This is a genomic window from Martelella radicis (assembly GCF_014196625.1).
GTDB classification, from domain to species: Bacteria; Pseudomonadota; Alphaproteobacteria; order Rhizobiales; family Rhizobiaceae; genus Martelella; species Martelella radicis.
The window spans coordinates 1-17,187 of the sequence record NZ_JACIDZ010000030.1 but is presented as its reverse complement, the minus strand read 5'-3'; the positions used below and the strand labels follow the sequence as shown (position 1 = coordinate 17,187).

Annotated in this window: 16 protein-coding genes and 1 pseudogene; 11 read left to right on the top strand and 6 right to left on the bottom strand. The window is 59.6% G+C overall.

What is annotated here, in order from left to right:
* Positions 1–696, top strand: a 696-nt coding sequence (locus GGR30_RS22910; protein ID WP_183491549.1) for a glycoside hydrolase family 88 protein, incomplete at its 5' end; no start/stop codon positions are given.
* 86 nt (positions 697–782) lie between these two features.
* Positions 783–1,835, top strand: coding sequence for a LacI family DNA-binding transcriptional regulator (locus tag GGR30_RS22905; RefSeq protein ID WP_045679623.1), 1,053 nt, complete (start codon positions 783–785; stop codon positions 1,833–1,835).
* Between the two features lie 365 nt (positions 1,836–2,200).
* Here the strand turns inward: GGR30_RS22905 and GGR30_RS22900 are convergent.
* Positions 2,201–2,341 (bottom strand): annotated as a pseudogene (locus tag GGR30_RS22900) (transposase); the annotation flags it as partial.
* Here GGR30_RS22900 and GGR30_RS22895 point away from each other — a divergent pair.
* Positions 2,342–3,115, top strand: a complete 774-nt coding sequence (locus tag GGR30_RS22895; RefSeq protein ID WP_343066541.1) for an N-acetylglucosamine-6-phosphate deacetylase — start codon at positions 2,342–2,344, stop codon at positions 3,113–3,115.
* 182 nt (positions 3,116–3,297) lie between these two features.
* Here the strand turns inward: GGR30_RS22895 and GGR30_RS22890 are convergent, their stop codons facing one another.
* The 4 genes from GGR30_RS22890 to GGR30_RS22875 are packed head-to-tail and all read right to left on the bottom strand — an operon-like array spanning position 3,298 to position 7,250.
* Positions 3,298–4,572: a TRAP transporter large permease gene (locus GGR30_RS22890; RefSeq protein ID WP_132314267.1), complete on the bottom strand. Its 1,275-nt coding sequence runs from the start codon at positions 4,570–4,572 to the stop codon at positions 3,298–3,300.
* 9 nt (positions 4,573–4,581) lie between these two features.
* The gene (locus GGR30_RS22885) at positions 4,582–5,094 is read right to left on the bottom strand and encodes a TRAP transporter small permease (protein WP_132314268.1); all 513 of its coding nucleotides are present in this window, start codon (positions 5,092–5,094) and stop codon (positions 4,582–4,584) included.
* Complete coding sequence (locus GGR30_RS22880; RefSeq protein ID WP_183491547.1) at positions 5,091–6,065, bottom strand: DctP family TRAP transporter solute-binding subunit; 975 nt, start codon at positions 6,063–6,065, stop codon at positions 5,091–5,093. The genes GGR30_RS22885 and GGR30_RS22880 overlap by 4 nt, the downstream gene beginning before the upstream one ends.
* 36 nt (positions 6,066–6,101) lie before the next feature.
* Positions 6,102–7,250 carry a mandelate racemase/muconate lactonizing enzyme family protein gene (locus GGR30_RS22875; RefSeq protein ID WP_183491545.1) on the bottom strand — a complete coding sequence of 383 codons (1,149 nt, stop codon included), beginning with the start codon at positions 7,248–7,250 and terminating at the stop codon, positions 6,102–6,104.
* Between the two features lie 91 nt (positions 7,251–7,341).
* On the opposite strand from GGR30_RS22875, the gene GGR30_RS22870 reads away from it, so the two are divergent.
* A complete protein-coding gene (locus tag GGR30_RS22870) occupies positions 7,342–8,244 on the top strand; it encodes a LysR family transcriptional regulator (RefSeq protein WP_183491543.1) in 903 nt (300 codons plus the stop codon).
* A 50-nt stretch (positions 8,245–8,294) separates the two neighbouring features.
* Here the strand turns inward: GGR30_RS22870 and GGR30_RS22865 are convergent, their stop codons facing one another.
* Positions 8,295–9,377: a LacI family DNA-binding transcriptional regulator gene (locus tag GGR30_RS22865; protein ID WP_246414131.1), complete on the bottom strand. Its 1,083-nt coding sequence runs from the start codon at positions 9,375–9,377 to the stop codon at positions 8,295–8,297.
* A 153-nt stretch (positions 9,378–9,530) separates the two neighbouring features.
* Here GGR30_RS22865 and GGR30_RS22860 point away from each other — a divergent pair, with 153 nt between their 5' ends.
* The 7 genes from GGR30_RS22860 to GGR30_RS22830 all read left to right on the top strand — a co-directional run bounded on the left by GGR30_RS22860 (position 9,531) and on the right by GGR30_RS22830 (position 16,987).
* Positions 9,531–10,517: an ABC transporter permease gene (locus GGR30_RS22860; RefSeq protein ID WP_183491541.1), complete on the top strand. Its 987-nt coding sequence runs from the start codon at positions 9,531–9,533 to the stop codon at positions 10,515–10,517.
* A 185-nt stretch (positions 10,518–10,702) separates the two neighbouring features.
* Positions 10,703–11,677, top strand: coding sequence for a substrate-binding domain-containing protein (locus GGR30_RS22855; RefSeq protein WP_246414133.1), 975 nt, complete (start codon positions 10,703–10,705; stop codon positions 11,675–11,677).
* 104 nt (positions 11,678–11,781) lie between these two features.
* Positions 11,782–13,326: a sugar ABC transporter ATP-binding protein gene (locus GGR30_RS22850; protein WP_343066539.1), complete on the top strand. Its 1,545-nt coding sequence runs from the start codon at positions 11,782–11,784 to the stop codon at positions 13,324–13,326.
* Positions 13,323–14,360, top strand: a complete 1,038-nt coding sequence (locus tag GGR30_RS22845; RefSeq protein ID WP_183491537.1) for an ABC transporter permease — start codon at positions 13,323–13,325, stop codon at positions 14,358–14,360. The genes GGR30_RS22850 and GGR30_RS22845 overlap by 4 nt, the downstream gene beginning before the upstream one ends.
* A 28-nt stretch (positions 14,361–14,388) precedes the next feature.
* Positions 14,389–15,387 carry a dihydroxyacetone kinase subunit DhaK gene (locus GGR30_RS22840; RefSeq protein ID WP_183491535.1) on the top strand — a complete coding sequence of 333 codons (999 nt, stop codon included), beginning with the start codon at positions 14,389–14,391 and terminating at the stop codon, positions 15,385–15,387.
* Positions 15,388–15,398: 11 nt separating this feature from the next.
* Positions 15,399–16,037 (top strand): dihydroxyacetone kinase family protein, encoded by a 639-nt coding sequence (locus GGR30_RS22835; protein ID WP_183491533.1) that lies wholly within the window; start codon positions 15,399–15,401, stop codon positions 16,035–16,037.
* A gap of 80 nt (positions 16,038–16,117) precedes the next feature.
* Positions 16,118–16,987 (top strand): NAD(P)-dependent oxidoreductase, encoded by an 870-nt coding sequence (locus GGR30_RS22830; RefSeq protein ID WP_183491532.1) that lies wholly within the window; start codon positions 16,118–16,120, stop codon positions 16,985–16,987.
* Positions 16,988–17,187 lie beyond the last annotated feature (200 nt).

Sequence of the window (17,187 nt, the reverse complement as noted above, 5' to 3'; positions counted from 1 at the left end):
GCCTTCGCCAATGGCAGGATGATTGCGGATACGATGCAGAACCTCGCGCTGCTCTACTGGGCGCACCGCGAGACGGCCATTGAGGACTATCGCGACGTCGCGCAAATCCACGCAGCCACTGCCGCATCATGTCTTGTCCGCGACGACGACACCAGCTTCCACACCTTCATCTTCGACCCGTCCACCGGTGAGCCCCTTCGCGGCGAAACCCATCAGGGGTATGCCGACGCGTCGTGCTGGTCCCGCGGTCAGGCCTGGCTGATGCATGGCTTCGCACAATGTTATGCGGCAACCAGGGACCCCGCTCATCTCGACGTTGCCCGGAGGCTCTCTGCGAAAGCCGAGGCGCTGGTCGGCTCCACTGCCGTTCCGGTCTGGGATTTCAACCTGCCAGACACCGAAACGCCTTACATCGATTCCTCGGCAGGTGCGGTCATGGCGGCAGGGCTTTACCTGCTGGCGGATCAGGATATCCCCGCGGAAGAAGCCCTGCGATGGCGCGCTTTTGCCGATCGCCTGGTCGACGGGTTGCTTTCGACCTGCGACCTGACGAAGACCGAAGGCGCCCAGGGGCTTCTGGCCCACGGCGCCGCGCATGTTCCCGCCGGTCGCTGCGACACGATGCTGCCTTATGGCGACTATTATTTCATGGAAGCGCTGATGCGGTCCGTGGGTCATACCCAGTTTTTTTGGTAAAACAACCGTGTGAGCGTGACAGCGATAGGAAAGTTTCGCGAAGTTTCGTATAAGGCGGCTGAGAGAGACCATGTGCCGGACCGACCATGACGAAGCAATTGCCCGCCCCAACGCTGAAGGATGTTGCAGAAGCTGCGGGACTATCCGTTGCGGCCGTTTCCAAGGTGTTCAACAACCGCGAAGGTGTCAGCGCCGCCAATCGCGCCTTGGTGACGCGCATCGCCGAGGAAATCGGCTATCGCGGTCGTAGCGGCCGCGCCACCATTGCCACACGGATATCCTCCGCGCTCGTTGTCACTCTGGACAAATACGTCACCAATGACGTGTTCTACGGCCAGATCATCGACAGCCTGCTGAAAAGTGCCCGCGAAGAGGGTATCGATATCGATCTGGCGCTGGTCACATCGAACGATCCGACGAGCGCCGACTACGACACGCTGCGCAACATCCGCGCCGATGCCGCAATCCTCGTCGGGCTCGACGAGGCTCCGGTGATCGATGCCGTGCGCTCCACGGGGCGGCCTGCCGTTCTGGTCAACGGCATGGATCGCAAGATGCAGCTTTCCAGCGTCTCGCCAGATTATAATTTCGGAGGCTGGGCGGCCACCCAGCATCTGCTGGAGCTCGGCCATCAAGAAATCGTCCATGTGACCCATCTCTACCGGGAATCACTGAAACGCCGCATGCTTGGTTTCCGCGACGCCATGGAAGAGGCCGGGATCGCCTTCTCGATGGACCATCATGTCATTGATGTCGGTGACCCCGATCTGCTCACGCTGTCCTGCCGCGACAAGATTACGGAAATCCTCCGCGAACGCACCCCACGGCCAACAGCCATCTTCTGTGCCAGCGACCTGGTCGCACTTGGGGTGATGCAGGCTGCAGCAAACCTTGGGCTTTCCGTCCCGGACGATCTGTCCATCATCGGCTTCGACGACCTTTCACTCGCCGCTCACGCCTCGCCGCCGCTGACCACCATGCACATGGATCGCGCAGAAATGGGCCGCCTGGCCGTAACGCTGCTGATGGAACAGTCGCTAGCCACCTTCAATTCAGCGCGACGTATCACGTTGGGCGTCCAACTGGTCGAACGAAAAACCACGGGCCCGGTGGCAGGAATTGCAGCCCTGCCGCGTTAAGGCAGACCCGCTTTCACCGATTCCATCCAGCGATGGTGACCCACTATCGGGAGCAGATTACCGGGCTCATTGCTGGTATGACCGAGGCTGACCAGATGCGGTTGACCGGTGATGTGGCGGGTATCCCTGCGCTTTCATTGCAACAAAAAGCCCTCGCGAATTTCGCGAGGGCTTTTGTGTTTGACAAAACAGTGTTGGTTGCGGGGGCAGGATTTGGACACTGTTTTGTCAGCTTGGGCGTTTAGGCATCTTGACAAGCCCGCGAATTGTAGACGCGCGACCACGATCAAATCGATGCCGTTCGTCAGATCTCGGAACGAGGCTATCCAGTGTCGGAAGTCTTTCAACGGTTCGATGTAAGCCAGCCGTAGCCCGCGTATGGTCAGATTGCGGAGGAATTCCGTCCAGATCGGCGCGGCTTCTGATGTTCCGATCTCCAAGCCGAGCACTTCGCGCCGGCCGTCGGTGTTGACGCCAATGGCGATGATGACAACGACAGAACTGATGTGAACCGCGCCGAGATTCTCGGTGTGCATCTGGAAGGTCCGTTCATCAGTCCTGATATGCTGGGCACCCAACCACCACAGGCCAGAAAGGTCGACCGCGCATTTCTGGAAGAGCTCTTGTCGATGGCGCCTGTCAGGGTGATCACGTTCGCGCCGGAAGCCGATGAGGCGGACCTGTTGCTCAATATGGCTCGCGAAAACGGCATTCGTGCGCAACTTGGTCACAGTCCATGCCGATACGAAGTCGCCGAAAGGGTTTTCCGCCGTGGTGCAAGCGGCGCGACCCACCTGTTCAATGCGATGTCGCCACTGCATCACCGCGCGCCGGGCTTGGCCGGGGCCGCACTTGCACATGCCAGAAACGCCGAAATCATCCCGGACCTGATGCATGTGCACCCCGGAGCCATTCACGTCGCCCTACGTGCTGTCCCGGGGCTTTATGCCGTAACCGATGCGTCCCGCGCCACCGGCGCTCCGGACGGCACCTACCCGTTCGGCGAGGTGACCGCTCACAAGTGCGGCAACGGTCTGCGCCTACCAGACGGCACCCTCGCGGGCTCCTGCCTCACGATGCTGCAAGCCTTTCGCAATTTCGTAGAGATCGGGCTGGAGCCGGCAGAGGCAGTGCGCAGATGCTCCACCATTGCGGCCGACTATCTCGGGCTTCAGGATCGGGGACGGATCAGGAAAGGGGCAATTGCGGACCTGGTTGTTCTATCTCCTGAACTCACGCTCAAGGATGTCATTCTCCGTGGCAAGTCGATTAATGGCTGAACTTCCAGACGCACGGCTCGCTTGACCTACCTCCCCGGCAACGGGATCGAAACCTGTTGGCGTTTTCCGCTGCGCTTTCCTGGTTAGGACACCTCGCGGAAGGTGTCCTGCTGCAGGGAATTTCCTCCAGATTAGACAGGGACCGGCCTGCTGTGCAATGCGCCCCTGGGACCTGAATGCGCTCAGCGAACCAACTCGAGTATTCCGAGGCTGATACCCGGCACATAGGTGACGAGTGCAAGGCATGTGAGGATCACCAGAACGAGCGGAACGAGGTGGGGGATCATACGGTCGAGTGAGACCTTCCCGACCGCACTCGCCGCGAAAAGGTTTACGCCGAAGGGCGGCGTGATCATGCCCATCGCAAGGTTCATGATCATGATCATTCCGAAATGAACCGGATTGATCCCGAACGACAGGGCAACCGGGGCGAGGATCGGTGCGAGCACAACGATCGAAGCCGAGGTCTCGACAAACATTCCGATCAGGAACAGGAAGGCGTTGACGGCGAGCAGGAAGCCGAGCTTGCTGTCGAAATTGGCAACGATCCAGTCGCCGATGTCCGCCGGAACACCGGCGCGCGTCAACACGAACGAGAACAGCCCGGCCATCGAAATGATGAACATGATGATGGCCGACGACAGTGCCGAACCGCGCAGCACACCGAGCAGATCCCGAAAGGAAAGGTCGCGGTAGATGAACACGCTGACAACAAGCGCATAGGCCACAGCCGTGATTGATGCTTCCGTCGGTGTGAACACGCCGCCATAGATGCCACCAAGAATGAGGATCGGCATGAACAGTGCGAGTGCGGCCCGCCAGAGACTTCTCCAGAAGGGTTTGCGGACGACCTTCGCCGGGCTTTCGTGCCTGGAGAAACGCGTCCAGACAACCACATAAACGCCGAGCGCTGCGGCTACAAGGAATCCCGGGCCAAGACCGGCGACAAAGAGATCTCCAACCGGCGCGCTTGCGGCGACACCGTAAAGGATCATCGGGATCGACGGCGGAATGAGGACACCGAGTTCGGCCGATGTTGCCTGGAGGGAGGCAGAGAAACCGACCGGATAGTTCTGCCGCACCATGGCAGGGATCAGGATCGCGCCGATGGCATAGGTCGTTGCGACGGAGGAACCGGAAACCGCGGCAAATACCATGCATACCACGACGCATGATATCGGAAGGCCGGCGCTGCGGTGGCCGATCACGCTCTCGACCAGATCGATCAGCCTTCGGGAGATACCACCCGTGGCCATGATATTGCCGGCTAGGATGAAGAACGGCACGGCGGCAAGCGGAAACTTGTCGAGCGCGACGAATGCCTGCTGGGGAATGACGATGAGCGGCAGGTTGGTGAAGCCGACGATGCCCAGCATTCCGGCAAGTCCGATCGCCACGGCAACCGGCACCGCCATCATCATCAGGACAATCATGGCTGTGATCATGACAAGAAGCATGGGTTCGTCCTATTCCGAGAGAGCCTGTTCGTCGCGCGGCGGCGGATCGGCCAGATGGGCAAACAGCGCCAGCATCGAGAAGGCAGAGCCCACCGGAAGGGCAAGATAGGCCCAGGACGCCGATATATTGAGACCGGCGATGTTCTGGAAGCGCACGCGCGTGACAAGCTCGATCCCGAACCACACCAATACGCTCAGCAAACAGAATACTGCCGTCGTCCCCGCGACCCGCAGCAGCTTGCGTGTCAGGTCGTTGCCAAGTCTCATCGCCATGTCGACGGCGATGAGACTTCCGGCCCTGATTGCGGCCGCCAGTGCAAGATAGGTCATCCAGATCAGGGTGATCTGGATGAACGGCTCCGTCCAGGCGGCGGAACGCAACAGGATGAATCGCGCGATGACCTGATAGGTGCCAGCCGCGAATGCAAGGGCGAGTGCGACGCAACCGAGAGCGAGTGCGATCTTTGTGATCGCACTCTCAATGCGAAGCAGGACCGAGGTCAGACCGCGCATTTTCGTCATTTAGTCTGCTCGATCTCGTTCAGTCGATCCTCTCCGAACTGCCCGGCGAACTGATCGTAGAGGCCGTCGAGCTTCGCACGGAAGGAGGCCTTATCCACGTCTTCGACAACGGTCACACCCTGAGCGCGGAGCTCATCGAGACCTGTCGAAAGTCCGTTTTCAACTTCTTCCCGGTTTCGGGCCATCGCGTTTTCGGCAGCAGTCTTAATGACTGCCTGATCTTCAGCATCCATACTGTTCCACACAGAGGGCGAAATGAGCACAACCAGTGGCGTGAACGCATGGTCGGTCATGCTCAGATATTTCTGCACCTCGCCGAAGCGGTTGTTGAGAATGGCGCCGACCGGGTTTTCTTGTCCGTCGACGACGCCCTGCTGCAGCGCCGTGTAGACCTCGGGAATGGCCATCGGCGTCGGCAGCACGCCAAGCGCTTCCCACACGGCAATATGCATGTCGTTTTGCTGGGTGCGGATCTTCAGCCCCTCGACATCCGCCGCCTTTTCAACCGGACGAACATTATTGGTCAGTTCACGGAAACCCATCCCGCCATAAGCCAGGCCGACAAGACCCTGATCAGGCATTTCATCGAGAATCTCCTGCCCGACGGGGCCGTTCAGCACCGCATCTGCATGGTCGAAATCGCGAAACAGGAACGGGATATCGAAGATCTTGAGATCCGGCACGAAATTGGCGACGACAGAGGTGGAAGGCACCGCCATTTCGACGGTGCCGAGCTGAACGCCCTCGATGACGTCGCGATCGCCGCCAAGCGCGCCGCCGCTTTGAACGCGCACTTCAATGCGGCCATCGGTGGCCGTTTCCACCTCCTCGGCGAACTGCCCCATGGCAATGACTTCAGGGGCTTGCGGGCCGCCGACGAGGCCGACATTCAGAGTGTAATCGGCAGCAAGCGATGCCACCGGTATGCTGCCCGCCAGAACAATCGTTGTGAGGAGAGTGCGAATAGTCATGGTGAATTCCTCCCTAGTTAAATCAATAGGCTGCAATCAATCCATCACCCAGTGGCGGGTGATGAATGGGTCGATTTGATCCACGCTGATATCGTGGCCCAGACCCGGACCCTCGGGTATAGCAATAAGCCCGTTCGCGTCGGGACGACCGGCAAAGATCGCCTCGCGTAATGGGTTGTGGCTCATGTCATATTCAAGCATAGGCATCGGCACGCTGCCGGCGCGCGACCGCAGCAACGCGCAAACCTGAAGCGCCGCCAGCATGTTGACGCCCGTTCCCCAGACATGCGGAGCGATCCGCACGCCGAAGGCGTCCGCAAGCGCTGAGATGCGCAGCGTTTCGGTGATCCCGCCGCACAGAGCGATATCCGGTTGCACGATATCGAGCGCTCCCGTTTGCATGCTGTCGCGGAAAGCCTGTACACCACAAAAGGATTCTCCGCCGGAGATCGGCAGGTTCATTCTGCCGGCGAGGCGCCGATAGCCAGGCAGATCGTCATGGGGAAGCGGCTCCTCAACCCATCCGAGATGGCAATCGGACACCCGCCGCGTCAACTCTATTGCGTCGTGCAGCGTGCTGGCCTCGTTCAGATCGATCATCAGTGGGGCTTCGGGCCCGACGATCTCCCGGGCCAGACGGATCGCCCTTTCGTCTTGGTCGGGGTCAATGCCCACGCGGATCTTGAAGGCCCGAAAGCCGAGATCGCGGTATCGCTCCAAAGCGGCTCCAAATCCGGTATAGCGATCGGCTCCCGCAGCGAGAAGCGGTCCGCTGGCATAGGTGAGAACGTCGCGTCGCAAAGGTCCTCCCTGCAGAGCCGAAACCGAGCGCGCCGTCATCCGTCCGAAAAGATCCCAGCAGGCAATGTCGATTGCGCTGATGGCCATATGCGCCTGACCGCGCCGATCCGGAATCACTTTCTGCAGCAACGTCTGCTGCAGTGCCAGCGGCGCATCGGCCGCGCGCCCGAGGATGTCAGGAGCCAGAACGTCCTGGATGAAAGCGCTCGCCGGACCGGGAAAGGCCCAGGTCTCGCCCCAGCCGACATGACCGGCCTCCGTTGAAAGACGGATCAGAAGAGCGCCGCGCCGGCTGAAGACACGCAGGGCGTTACCGGCCGGCGCAGGCATGTCACAGGCGACTTCAAACCCTTCAATTCGCGAGATCCGATCACGCTCGGTCATATTTCCTCCCTGAACTGTCTTTCTTGGCATTAATATATTGTATGTTCTTTTTCCAATTGGTTTATTTAAGCTAAACACATAGGAAAATTTGATGATTCGAATGACATTGGCCCAACTGGAAGCTTTTTACTGGACGGTAACGCTCGGCTCCGTCGAGGCGGCATCGCAACGGCTTCACCTGAGCCAGCCATCCGTTTCACAAAGGCTGAAGATGTTGCAGTCTCAATTCGACATGCCATTGACAGAACGACAGGGGCGCGGTTTGCGGATAACCCCATATGGACAGGAGGTGCTGTTCCGGTCCGAGCGTATCCTGAGGGAAATCGAGGAGATGGAATCGGCCTCTGAGCCGGCGCAACTGCGTGGTCCTGTCAGGATTGGCATCGCAGAGGGACTGGCGCTTGTATGCCTTCCCCTGTTGATGCAGCAATTGCGCGATCGCCACCCCCTCCTGAAGCTGGAGATCGCTGTCGGCATTTCTTCAGACCTTGAGCCGCGGCTCCAGAGCCATGCGCTCGATATCGCATTTCTGGTGAACCCGAGCGAGCATCCGGATTTCACGCTTTCGCCCATGGGGTTACAGGAAACAAGCTGGGTTGCGGGCGCCAATTGGTCGCTGCCTGATCTCGTGCGCCCGCGTGATCTGGTCGACGTGCCGATCGTCACCAATGATCCGGGGAGCATCAACTTCCGTCAGGTCAAAAGCTGGTTTGCGTCCGCCGGCCTTGCCCCGCAAAGAGAAGATATCTGCAGCAGCGTCTCGATGCTGGCTCATGTGGTCACCAGCGGCGCGGCGGTCGGCGTTCTGCCGGTGCGCATGACGGAACCTTACCGGCTGCGCGACGAACTCAGGATACTGCGCACCAGCCCGGCAATACCGGCGACACCGATCCACGCGAAGTTCAGATCACAGGGGATCGATCCGGCCGCCCGCGCCGTCCTTGCGGTCATGCGGCAATTGCTGGAAGGGCTCGGCTATACCAGGAACGATTGAATTCGGCAGGAACGAAGCCGTCGTTTGCAGCGCTCAGTTCAAATCCCGGATCAGCCGCTGGAGCGGGCAACAAGATCGGCGCCGACCAGCATCTTGACACAGGGAAGGTCGGGCGGGCCGTTGATGATGTCATCGAGCAGAGCAACGGCATGGAAGCCGATCTTGCGCTTCGACACGTCGATCGTTGTCAAAGGCGGATCGCTGGTGGCACTCATCGGCAGATTGTCGAAGCCGATCAGAGAAACATCCTGCGGGATACCAACTCCATTTTCCCTCAAGGCCCTGGCAAAGCCGAACGCCATGATATCATTGGTGCAGAAATAGCATTCTGCCAGCTCCCCCCCGGACGCCAGATATTCAGACGTGCCGCGATGGGCGCCGTTGAAGGTCGATTCGACGGAGATGATCAATGAAGGGTCAATCTCGAGGCCTAACCGCTCCATATTGCTAAAATAGGCGTCATGACGCAGTTTGAAGTTGGTCGTTCCGACATAGCTGGCGACGAAACCGATCCTTGTAAAGCCGCTCGATTTGAAGCGTTCCAGCACTTTGTAGACGGCATCGATATTGTTCATGTTGACGAAATTCGCTTCGACAACATCATGAAAGGTATCGATGAACACGATCGGCGTGCCAACGCTCTGCAGCAGGCGGATGTCCCCCTCGCTCAGTTCCGTTCCAAGCGCGATGATGCCGCTGACGCCGGCTGCCCCGGCAACCGCTTCCGCGATCGCCGCAATGGTTTCGCCGTCATGGCTCGTAACCTCAAGCGCATAACCCCTTCGCAGCGCCTCCTGCGACATGCCGTCGATGTAATCGGAGATGAAATGACTGTGGTCCCGGTTCACCGTCTGCCCATGTTTGGCAATCTTCAGAAACCGCAATGTCTCTTTAACTTCGCTGGAACGGCTCCGCGAGGCACGAGGTACATATTTCAGCCGTGATACGGCTTCAAGAACCCGCACCCGTGTCGCTTCCGAAATCTCCCCCTTACCATTGAGCACAAGGGAGACCGTCGCAGCAGAAACCCCTGAGGCGGCTGCAATGTCGCGAATCGTGGGAATGGTTTTGGTTTTCATATTCTCAAAATTGCTGGTTGGCGCTGAGGTTGCAACCTTCTTATCTTTGCGCATTTTGTTTAGTTAACTTTTATCGACATTTAGGCCGATTTCATCCAAATTAGAAGATCAAAAAGCCGAATTATTGAAAAATACCCCCTTGCTGGGGCGCACCCTCTCTGCTAGCGTTTAGTAAAGTTAAGGCGATTTAGTAAACGGGAGGTGCTAATGCGTCGGCTGGACGGTCAGTTGCTCGTGCTCGCGGTTATGAACCTGGGCCTATTGGCAATCGGCGCCCTGATCTCGGGCGGAACCTTTCTTTCGCTTTTCAATCTGCAGTCGATGGCTACCCAGGTCCCCGAGATCGGCCTTCTGGCAATCGGCGTGGCACTAGCCATGTGTGCGGGCAATGGCGGCATCGACCTGTCGGGCATTTCGCTTGCCAATCTTGCCGGCGTGGTTTCGGCGATCATCGTGACGAGCTTCCTTGACCCCTATGATCAGCCGATGACATTCACCGCGACGTTCGCGCTGATCGCGGTTCTTGTCGGATGCCTCGGCGGGCTGATCAACGGACTTCTGATCTCGTTTGTCGGCATCACGCCGATCCTCTGCACGCTCGGAACGCAGATGGCGTTCACCGGGCTTGCCGTTATCGTCTCGGGCGGACGGGCGGTCACCGTCGGTGACCCGGACCCGCTCTACAATATCGGCAATGGTTTCATCTTTGCCGTGCCGATCGGCTTCATCATCTTCATCGCCGTCGCTACGATGATCGGGCTTGCCGTGCGCTACACGCCCTATGGCAAGTGGCTGATGCTGGGTGGCTCGAACCTGAAGGCGGCCACCTTCGCCGGTTTCCCCAAGCGCGCGGTGATCACGACGACCTATACGCTGAGCGGCCTGCTCGCGGGCATCGCGGGCGTCATCATCGCGGCGCGCAACGTCAACGTGAAATGGGATTACGGCACGTCGTATCTGCTGATCGCCATTCTCGTGGCCGTCATGGCCGGTGTGCGGCCGCAGGGCGGCTATGGGCGCATTGTCTGCGTCGTCCTGTCGGCGATCGCGCTGCAGCTCATGTCGAGCCTTCTGAATTTCGGCGGCTTCTCGAATTTCGTCAGGGACTTTGCCTGGGGTGCGCTGCTGCTCGCCTTCCTGATCATCGGTCGCCACGATCTGGTTGGCTTTCTGTTCCCGGGAGGTCGACGCTAGCCGAAACGGGTACGGGTCGCAAACTCGCCCCGTCTCAAACGATACCGCTTCAAGAGCATCGCTCTACACCAAATGTTGAGGAGCTCTGGCCGTCCGCATCCCCTCGGGTGGACGGTTAAAGGATGGAGGGAAAATTGGAGGAAAAAATGAGAAAGCACTTCAAAACAGTCGCTGTCGCAACGCTGATGGCTGCAACCACGCTCGCGGGCACAACCGGCCTGGCAACCGCACAGGACGAGAAGCCCGTCATCGCCACCGTCTTCAAGATCAGCGGCATTCCGTGGTTCGATCGCATGAATACGGGCGTCGAGGAATATCAGTCGGAGCATCCCGAGGTCGTCGCCGAAGGGTACGGCCCTGCGACTGCCGATGCGGCGCAACAGCTCCAGATCATCCAGGACCTGGTCGCCAAGGGCGTCGACGCTCTGGCCGTCGTGCCGATGGATCCGGTTGTGATCGAGGGCACGCTGAAGCGCGCCATGGACCGCGGCGTCATCGTCGTGACCCACGAGGCCGACAACCAGCGCAATACCATGGTCGACATCGAAGCCTTCGACAACGACAGCTACGGCACCGCCCTCAACGAGCGCCTTGCCGAATGCATGGGCGGCGAAGGCAAGTGGACGACCTTCGTCGGCTCGTTGGGCAGCCGCACCCATATGCAGTGGGTGGGCGCCGGCGAGAAAAACGCCGAGAAGTACCCGGGCATGCAGCTTGTCGATCCGAACAACGAATCCTTCGACGATGCCAATGGCACCTACGAGAAAGCCAAGGAAATCCTGCGTAAATACCCTGACATCAAGGGCTTCCAGACCTCTGCCGGCAATGACGTCCTCGGCGTCGGTCGCGCCATCGAGGAAGCCGGCCTTGCCGGCAAGGTTTGCCTCGTTGGCACCGGCCTTCCCGCCCCGTCCGCTCCCTATCTGGAATCGGGCGCGATCACGGCGATCGGCTTCTGGGATCCGATGAAGGCCGGCATGGCGATGAACGCGGCCGCGCAGAAACTGCTGGCCGGCGAGGAAATAGTCGATGGCATGGATCTCGGTGTCGACGGCTACCACAGCATCACCGTCACCAAAGGCGCCGGCGACGGCCTCCTCGCCATCGGCAATGGCATGGTCCTTGCCGACAAGGACACCTACAAGGACGTCTACTTCTGATCGGTTTGACCTCCCGAGCAGGCCGGGGCGCTTTTGAAGCGCCCCGGCCACGCAAAGCCTGGCTGACTGCAGGCGTCATGATCAATTGAAGAAGGAGTGCGAGCGTGTCAGGACCATCCTCGTCAGGAGAGCTTTTTCTGGAGTTGCGCGGCATTCACAAGCGCTATGGCGGCGTTCATGCGCTGCGCGGCGTCGACATGTCGATCCGTCTTGGCGAAGCCTATCATCTTCTCGGCGAGAACGGCTGCGGCAAGAGCACGGTTATCAAGGTCATGTCCGGCGCGATCGCGCCGAGCGAAGGCGAGATCATATTGGATGGCGGAGAGTACGACATGCTTACGCCGATACAGTCTCTGAGCGCCGGCATCGAGACGGTCTATCAGGACCTCTCCCTCATTCCCAATCTCACCGTGGCTGAAAATGTCGCCCTCAGCGAACAGCTCGTCATGGGCGGCGGGCGGCTGGCGCGCCTTTTCGACCGATCGCGGCTGCGCGAAACAGCGACGCGCGCGCTCGAGGCCGTTGAATTGCCGACCACCCGCGCCTTTCTGGCGACCGTCGTTTCGGATCTCCCGCTGGCACAAAGGCAGTTGGTGGCGATTGCCCGCGCCATTGCCACCAACGCCAAGCTGGTGATCATGGACGAGCCGACAACATCCCTGACGCGGCGCGAGGTCGAAAAGCTGATCACCGTGGTCAACAGGCTGCGCGAAGACAATATCGCCGTCCTGTTTGTGACCCACAAGCTCGATGAATGCTATCGTATCGGCGGCCAGGCCATCGTGTTCCGCGACGGCGAATGTGTCGCCCAAGGGCCGCTTGAAAATTTCACCAAGACGCAGATTTCCGAGTTGATGACCGGCCGCGAGATCGAAGCGATCCGCTACCGCAAGGCGGAACCTCAACCGGATGAACTGCTGTCCACCGATCGCCTCTCAGGCAAGGGTTTCGTTGATGTGAACCTCTCCCTCAGGAAGGGCGAGATTCTCGGTATCACCGGACTGGCCGATTCAGGCCGCAACGAGCTTGCCATGGCGATTTCCGGTGTCCATCCGGCAACCAGCGGGACGTTGAAGCTTGACGGCGAGGAACTTCATATCCGCCGCCCCTCCGACTCTATTCGTCACGGCATCGGCTATGTTCCCGAGGACCGGCTCGATGAGGGCCTGTTTCTCGAAAAATCGATTCTCGACAACGAGATTGCCCTGGTGGTCGCGAACCTTGCCAACAGTTTTGGCGTGATCGACAGCCAGAAAGGACGGGTTCTCGCCCAAGATCTTTCCCGACAGATGCGGCTGAACACGAACGATATCGACATGCCCGTTGGCTCACTCTCCGGAGGAAACCAGCAAAGGGTTCTCATCGGGCGCTGGCTATCGATCCTGCCGAAGCTCTTGATCCTGCACGGACCGACGGTCGGCGTCGATGTCGGGTCAAAAGACACGATCTACCGCGCCATCCAGTCCCTCGCCGAGGCGGGCATGGGGTTGATCGTGGTCAGTGATGATCTGCCGGAGCTTCTGCAGAACTGCGACCGCATCCTCGTCATGTTCGGCGGCAAGGTGGTCAAGAGTTACGATGCCGAAGCCGCCGATGAAGATATTCTATACCGCACCATGACGGCACCCGAACTGGAGGTGGCGCGATGACATCCGTCGAAATCGAACGCAACAAAGCGCAGCAGAAGGTTGCCGAGGGCGGCTTCAGCTTCAGTCACTTCCTGAAGAACCATCCCGAACTGATCACGCTCGCGCTGCTGGTGGCGATCTGCGTGATCGTCACTGCGATCAATCCGAACTTTCTTCAGGCATCGTCACTGATCGATATCGGACGCGCCAGCGTCGTGATGGGGCTCTTTGCGCTCGGCGTGTTCGTCATTCTGGCGGCCGGCGGCATCGATGTGTCCTTCACTGCGATTGCCGCCTTGTCGATGTATTCGGTTACGCTCTTCACCGTGAACCATTTTCCGGGCATGCCAATGCCGCTCATCGTGCTCATCGCCACAATCGGCGGCATGCTGCTCGGTTTCGTGAACGGCATACTGGCCTATCATCTGCGCGTTCCCTCGCTGATCATCACCATCGGAACGCAGTACCTGTTTCGCGGCATTCTGCTGGCCTTCATCGGCACGGTCTGGATCATGGACCTGCCGCCGCAGATGATCGAGTTCGGCCGGGCGCCGCTACTCCAGTTCACCAACGCCAATGGCGCGATCATCACCCTTCCAATCTACTTTCTCGCCCTGCCCGCTGCCGCCATTCTCACCTGGTGGATTCTCAACAGAACCCTGATGGGCCGCGCAATTTTCGCAATCGGCGGCAACAGCGCCATTGCCGAACGGCTTGGCTACAATCTGAAAACCGTGCAACTCTTCCTGTTCGGCTATGCCGGCGCTCTGGCCGGGCTTGCGGGCATTATCCATGTTTCCAGCAATCGCCTCGCCAATCCCTTCGACCTGGTCGGCAGCGAAATCAGCGTAATCGCCGCTGTCGTGCTCGGCGGCGCCCGCATCACGGGTGGCACCGGCACGGTTCTGGGTACGATTCTCGGCGTCCTGCTGGTTACGGTCTTGAACAATGTGCTCGTCATGGTCGGCATCCCCAGCACCTGGCAGCGTTTCGTCATCGGCTTCTTCATTCTTCTCGCCGCGGCGTTCTTCATGGCGCAGCAGCGAAAGTCGTAATGCCTATTTCTCAGGAAAGCGTAGTCCCATGAAAAAATTCATCAACAAGCCAGAAAACTTCGTCGAGGAAATGCTGGAAGGCATCTATCTGGCCCATCCCGCCGTGACCTACACCGCAAATGACAAGCATTGCCTCGTCACGGCCACGCCGAAACCGGGCAAGGTCGGCATCGCCACGGGCGGTGGTTCCGGCCACTTGCCGCTTTTCCTCGGCTATGTGGGCGATGGCATGCTGGACGGATGCGCTGTCGGCGGCGTCTTCCAGTCCCCGAGCGCCGAACAGATGCTCGAAGTCACCAAATATATCGATCAGGGAGCCGGCGTTCTCTATATCTACGGCAACTACACCGGCGATATCATCAATTTCGACATGGCGGCCGAACTCGCGGAATTCGAGGATATCCGCGTGACCTCGGTCGTCGGCAATGACGATGCGGCGTCCTCCGTGATCGGCGAAGAACACAAGCGGCGCGGCGTGGCCGGGATTTTATTCGTCTACAAGGCTGCCGGCGCTGCGGCGGCAGAGGGCCTCGACCTCGACGAGGTTACCCGCATTGCCGACAAGGCGCGCCTCAACACGCGCACGATGGGCGTCGCGCTGTCGAGTTGTATCGTGCCCGAAATCGGTCACCCGACATTCGAGATCGGCGAGACCGAGATGGAAATCGGCATGGGCATTCATGGCGAGCCTGGCATCAGCCGCCGAAACCTCGAACCCGCCGACGATGTAGTGGATAGCCTGATGGAACGGCTGTTCGCCGAAAGCCTTTATGAAGACGGCAATGTTGCCGTTCTCGTCAACGGTCTTGGCGGCACTCCGCGGGAAGAACTCTACATTCTCTATCGCCGCGTTGCCGAACGCCTGTCGGAGCGCGGCATCACGGCAAAACATGTCTTCATCGGCGAGTATGCGACCGCGATGGAAATGGCGGGGGCGTCGATTTCGCTGATAAAACTCGACGACGAGCTTGATCGGCTGATCGCTGCGCCGGCCAACACGCCGTTCTTTACCCGCCTGAAGGCTTGACGGAGATTATCATGGATCAGATCAACACTGCGGGGATGGTCCCTATTTTCGCCGGACTAGCTGCCTTCTTTGCCGAAAAGCGCGAGTTCCTGATCGCCCTCGACGGCAAGGTTGGCGACAGCGATCTCGGCCTGACAATGAGTAAGGCCTTCGCCGCCGCCCATGAGGCGGTCATTGCCGAAAACGAGCCAGCCATCGCCACCTATCTGAAGGATGCCGGCATGGCGATGGCAAAGGCCGCGCCCTCGACGATGGGCACTTTGATGGCCACGGGCTTCCTGCGCGCCAGCAAGGCTCTCGATGGCGTCACCGCCATCGGCACGCCGGAAATGGCTGCTTTCTGGCGCGCCTACAGCGATGGCGTTGCCCAGCGAGGCAAAGCAAAGGTCGGCGACAAGACGGTGGTGGATGTTCTGGAGCCGATTGCCGCAAGCCTTGAGACTTCTGCCGAAAAGCAGATACCTCTGCCCGATGCGATGGCCGAGGCCGTGGAGGCAGCGAGTGCTGCTCTGGAAAACACCAAGACGATGGTCGCCCAGCACGGCAAGGCCGCTGCCTTCCAGGAAAAATCGAAAGGCCTGCAGGACGCCGGTGCGACAGTCGCCCTGTTCATCATCCAGTCGATGACCGACACGGTTCGGGCGGCCTGAAACGCAGCAGGCCATTTCCCAGCATCCAGATCGGGCGAAAACCTCGCCCGGTCATGCACCCCGCTTTTCAGGAGGACGTGATGAAAATTGCATATATCGGACTCGGAACCATGGGCCAGGGGATGGTTCACAACCTCCTCAAGGCCGGACACGAGCTCAACGTCTGGAACCGCACGGTTCTCGATCTGCCCGATACGCTCAATGGCGCGGCGCGCAAGGATACGATTGCGGAAGCCATGTCAGGGTGCGAACTTGTCATGGTGTGCCTGACAGGGCCGGATGCGCAAAAGGCAGTTTACCTCGGTGATGATGGCATTGTCGCCAATATTGCGGCAGGAACAATCATTGCCGATGCGACCACGACCGATCCCGATCTGTCGCGTTCCATCTCGGCCAGCATCGCGGAACGCAATGCCAGCTATCTCGATACGCCGGTCTTCGGAAGCAAGGGCGAAGCCTGGGCCGGAAAGCTCGATTTCGTCTGCGGCGGCGATCAAAGCGCGTTCGAGCGGCTAGGACCCGTTCTGAAACCACTTTCGGCCACGGTTCACCATATGGGACCGACCGGCAGCGGCGCGATGATGAAGCTCGTCGGCAATCTGCTGGTAGCCGCCCAGATGGAGTCCCTCGGAGAGGCTTTGGCGCTCGCCCGCAAGGCCGGGCTTGACGGCGATGCCGTCATGGGCGTCTTTGACGTAACCGACTACAGCTCGCTCCTGATCCGCAATGTCGGGCGCGCGACCCTTGCCGGCGACTATTCGCCAAGCTTTTATCTGCGCCATATGCTGAAGGACACCCGGCTGGTGCGCGCCTTTGCGGGCAGCCAGGATGTCCCGGTTCCGGTAACCACCCTGATCAGCGAACTCTATGCCTCAGCCAACAACAAGGGCCTCGGCGACCTCAACGCTTCCGCCATTCACAAGATGCTGTTCGAACTCTCCGGGCTTTGACCCGCAACCGGCATTGTCCCAGGTTTAATTTGAGAGCCTGTGTGTCCTGAGCTCCGACTTCCCTTCAGATTCCGGGAGAATCTTGGGTAATCTGCAGTGCGCCCGTTTGTTGGAGCGCCGGTCTCACGTTCAGTTGGTGGAACGAAAGACGACCGGCCCGGCGGGAGGAATTGCGGCCTGCCGAGCTGAGGCAGAGCCGC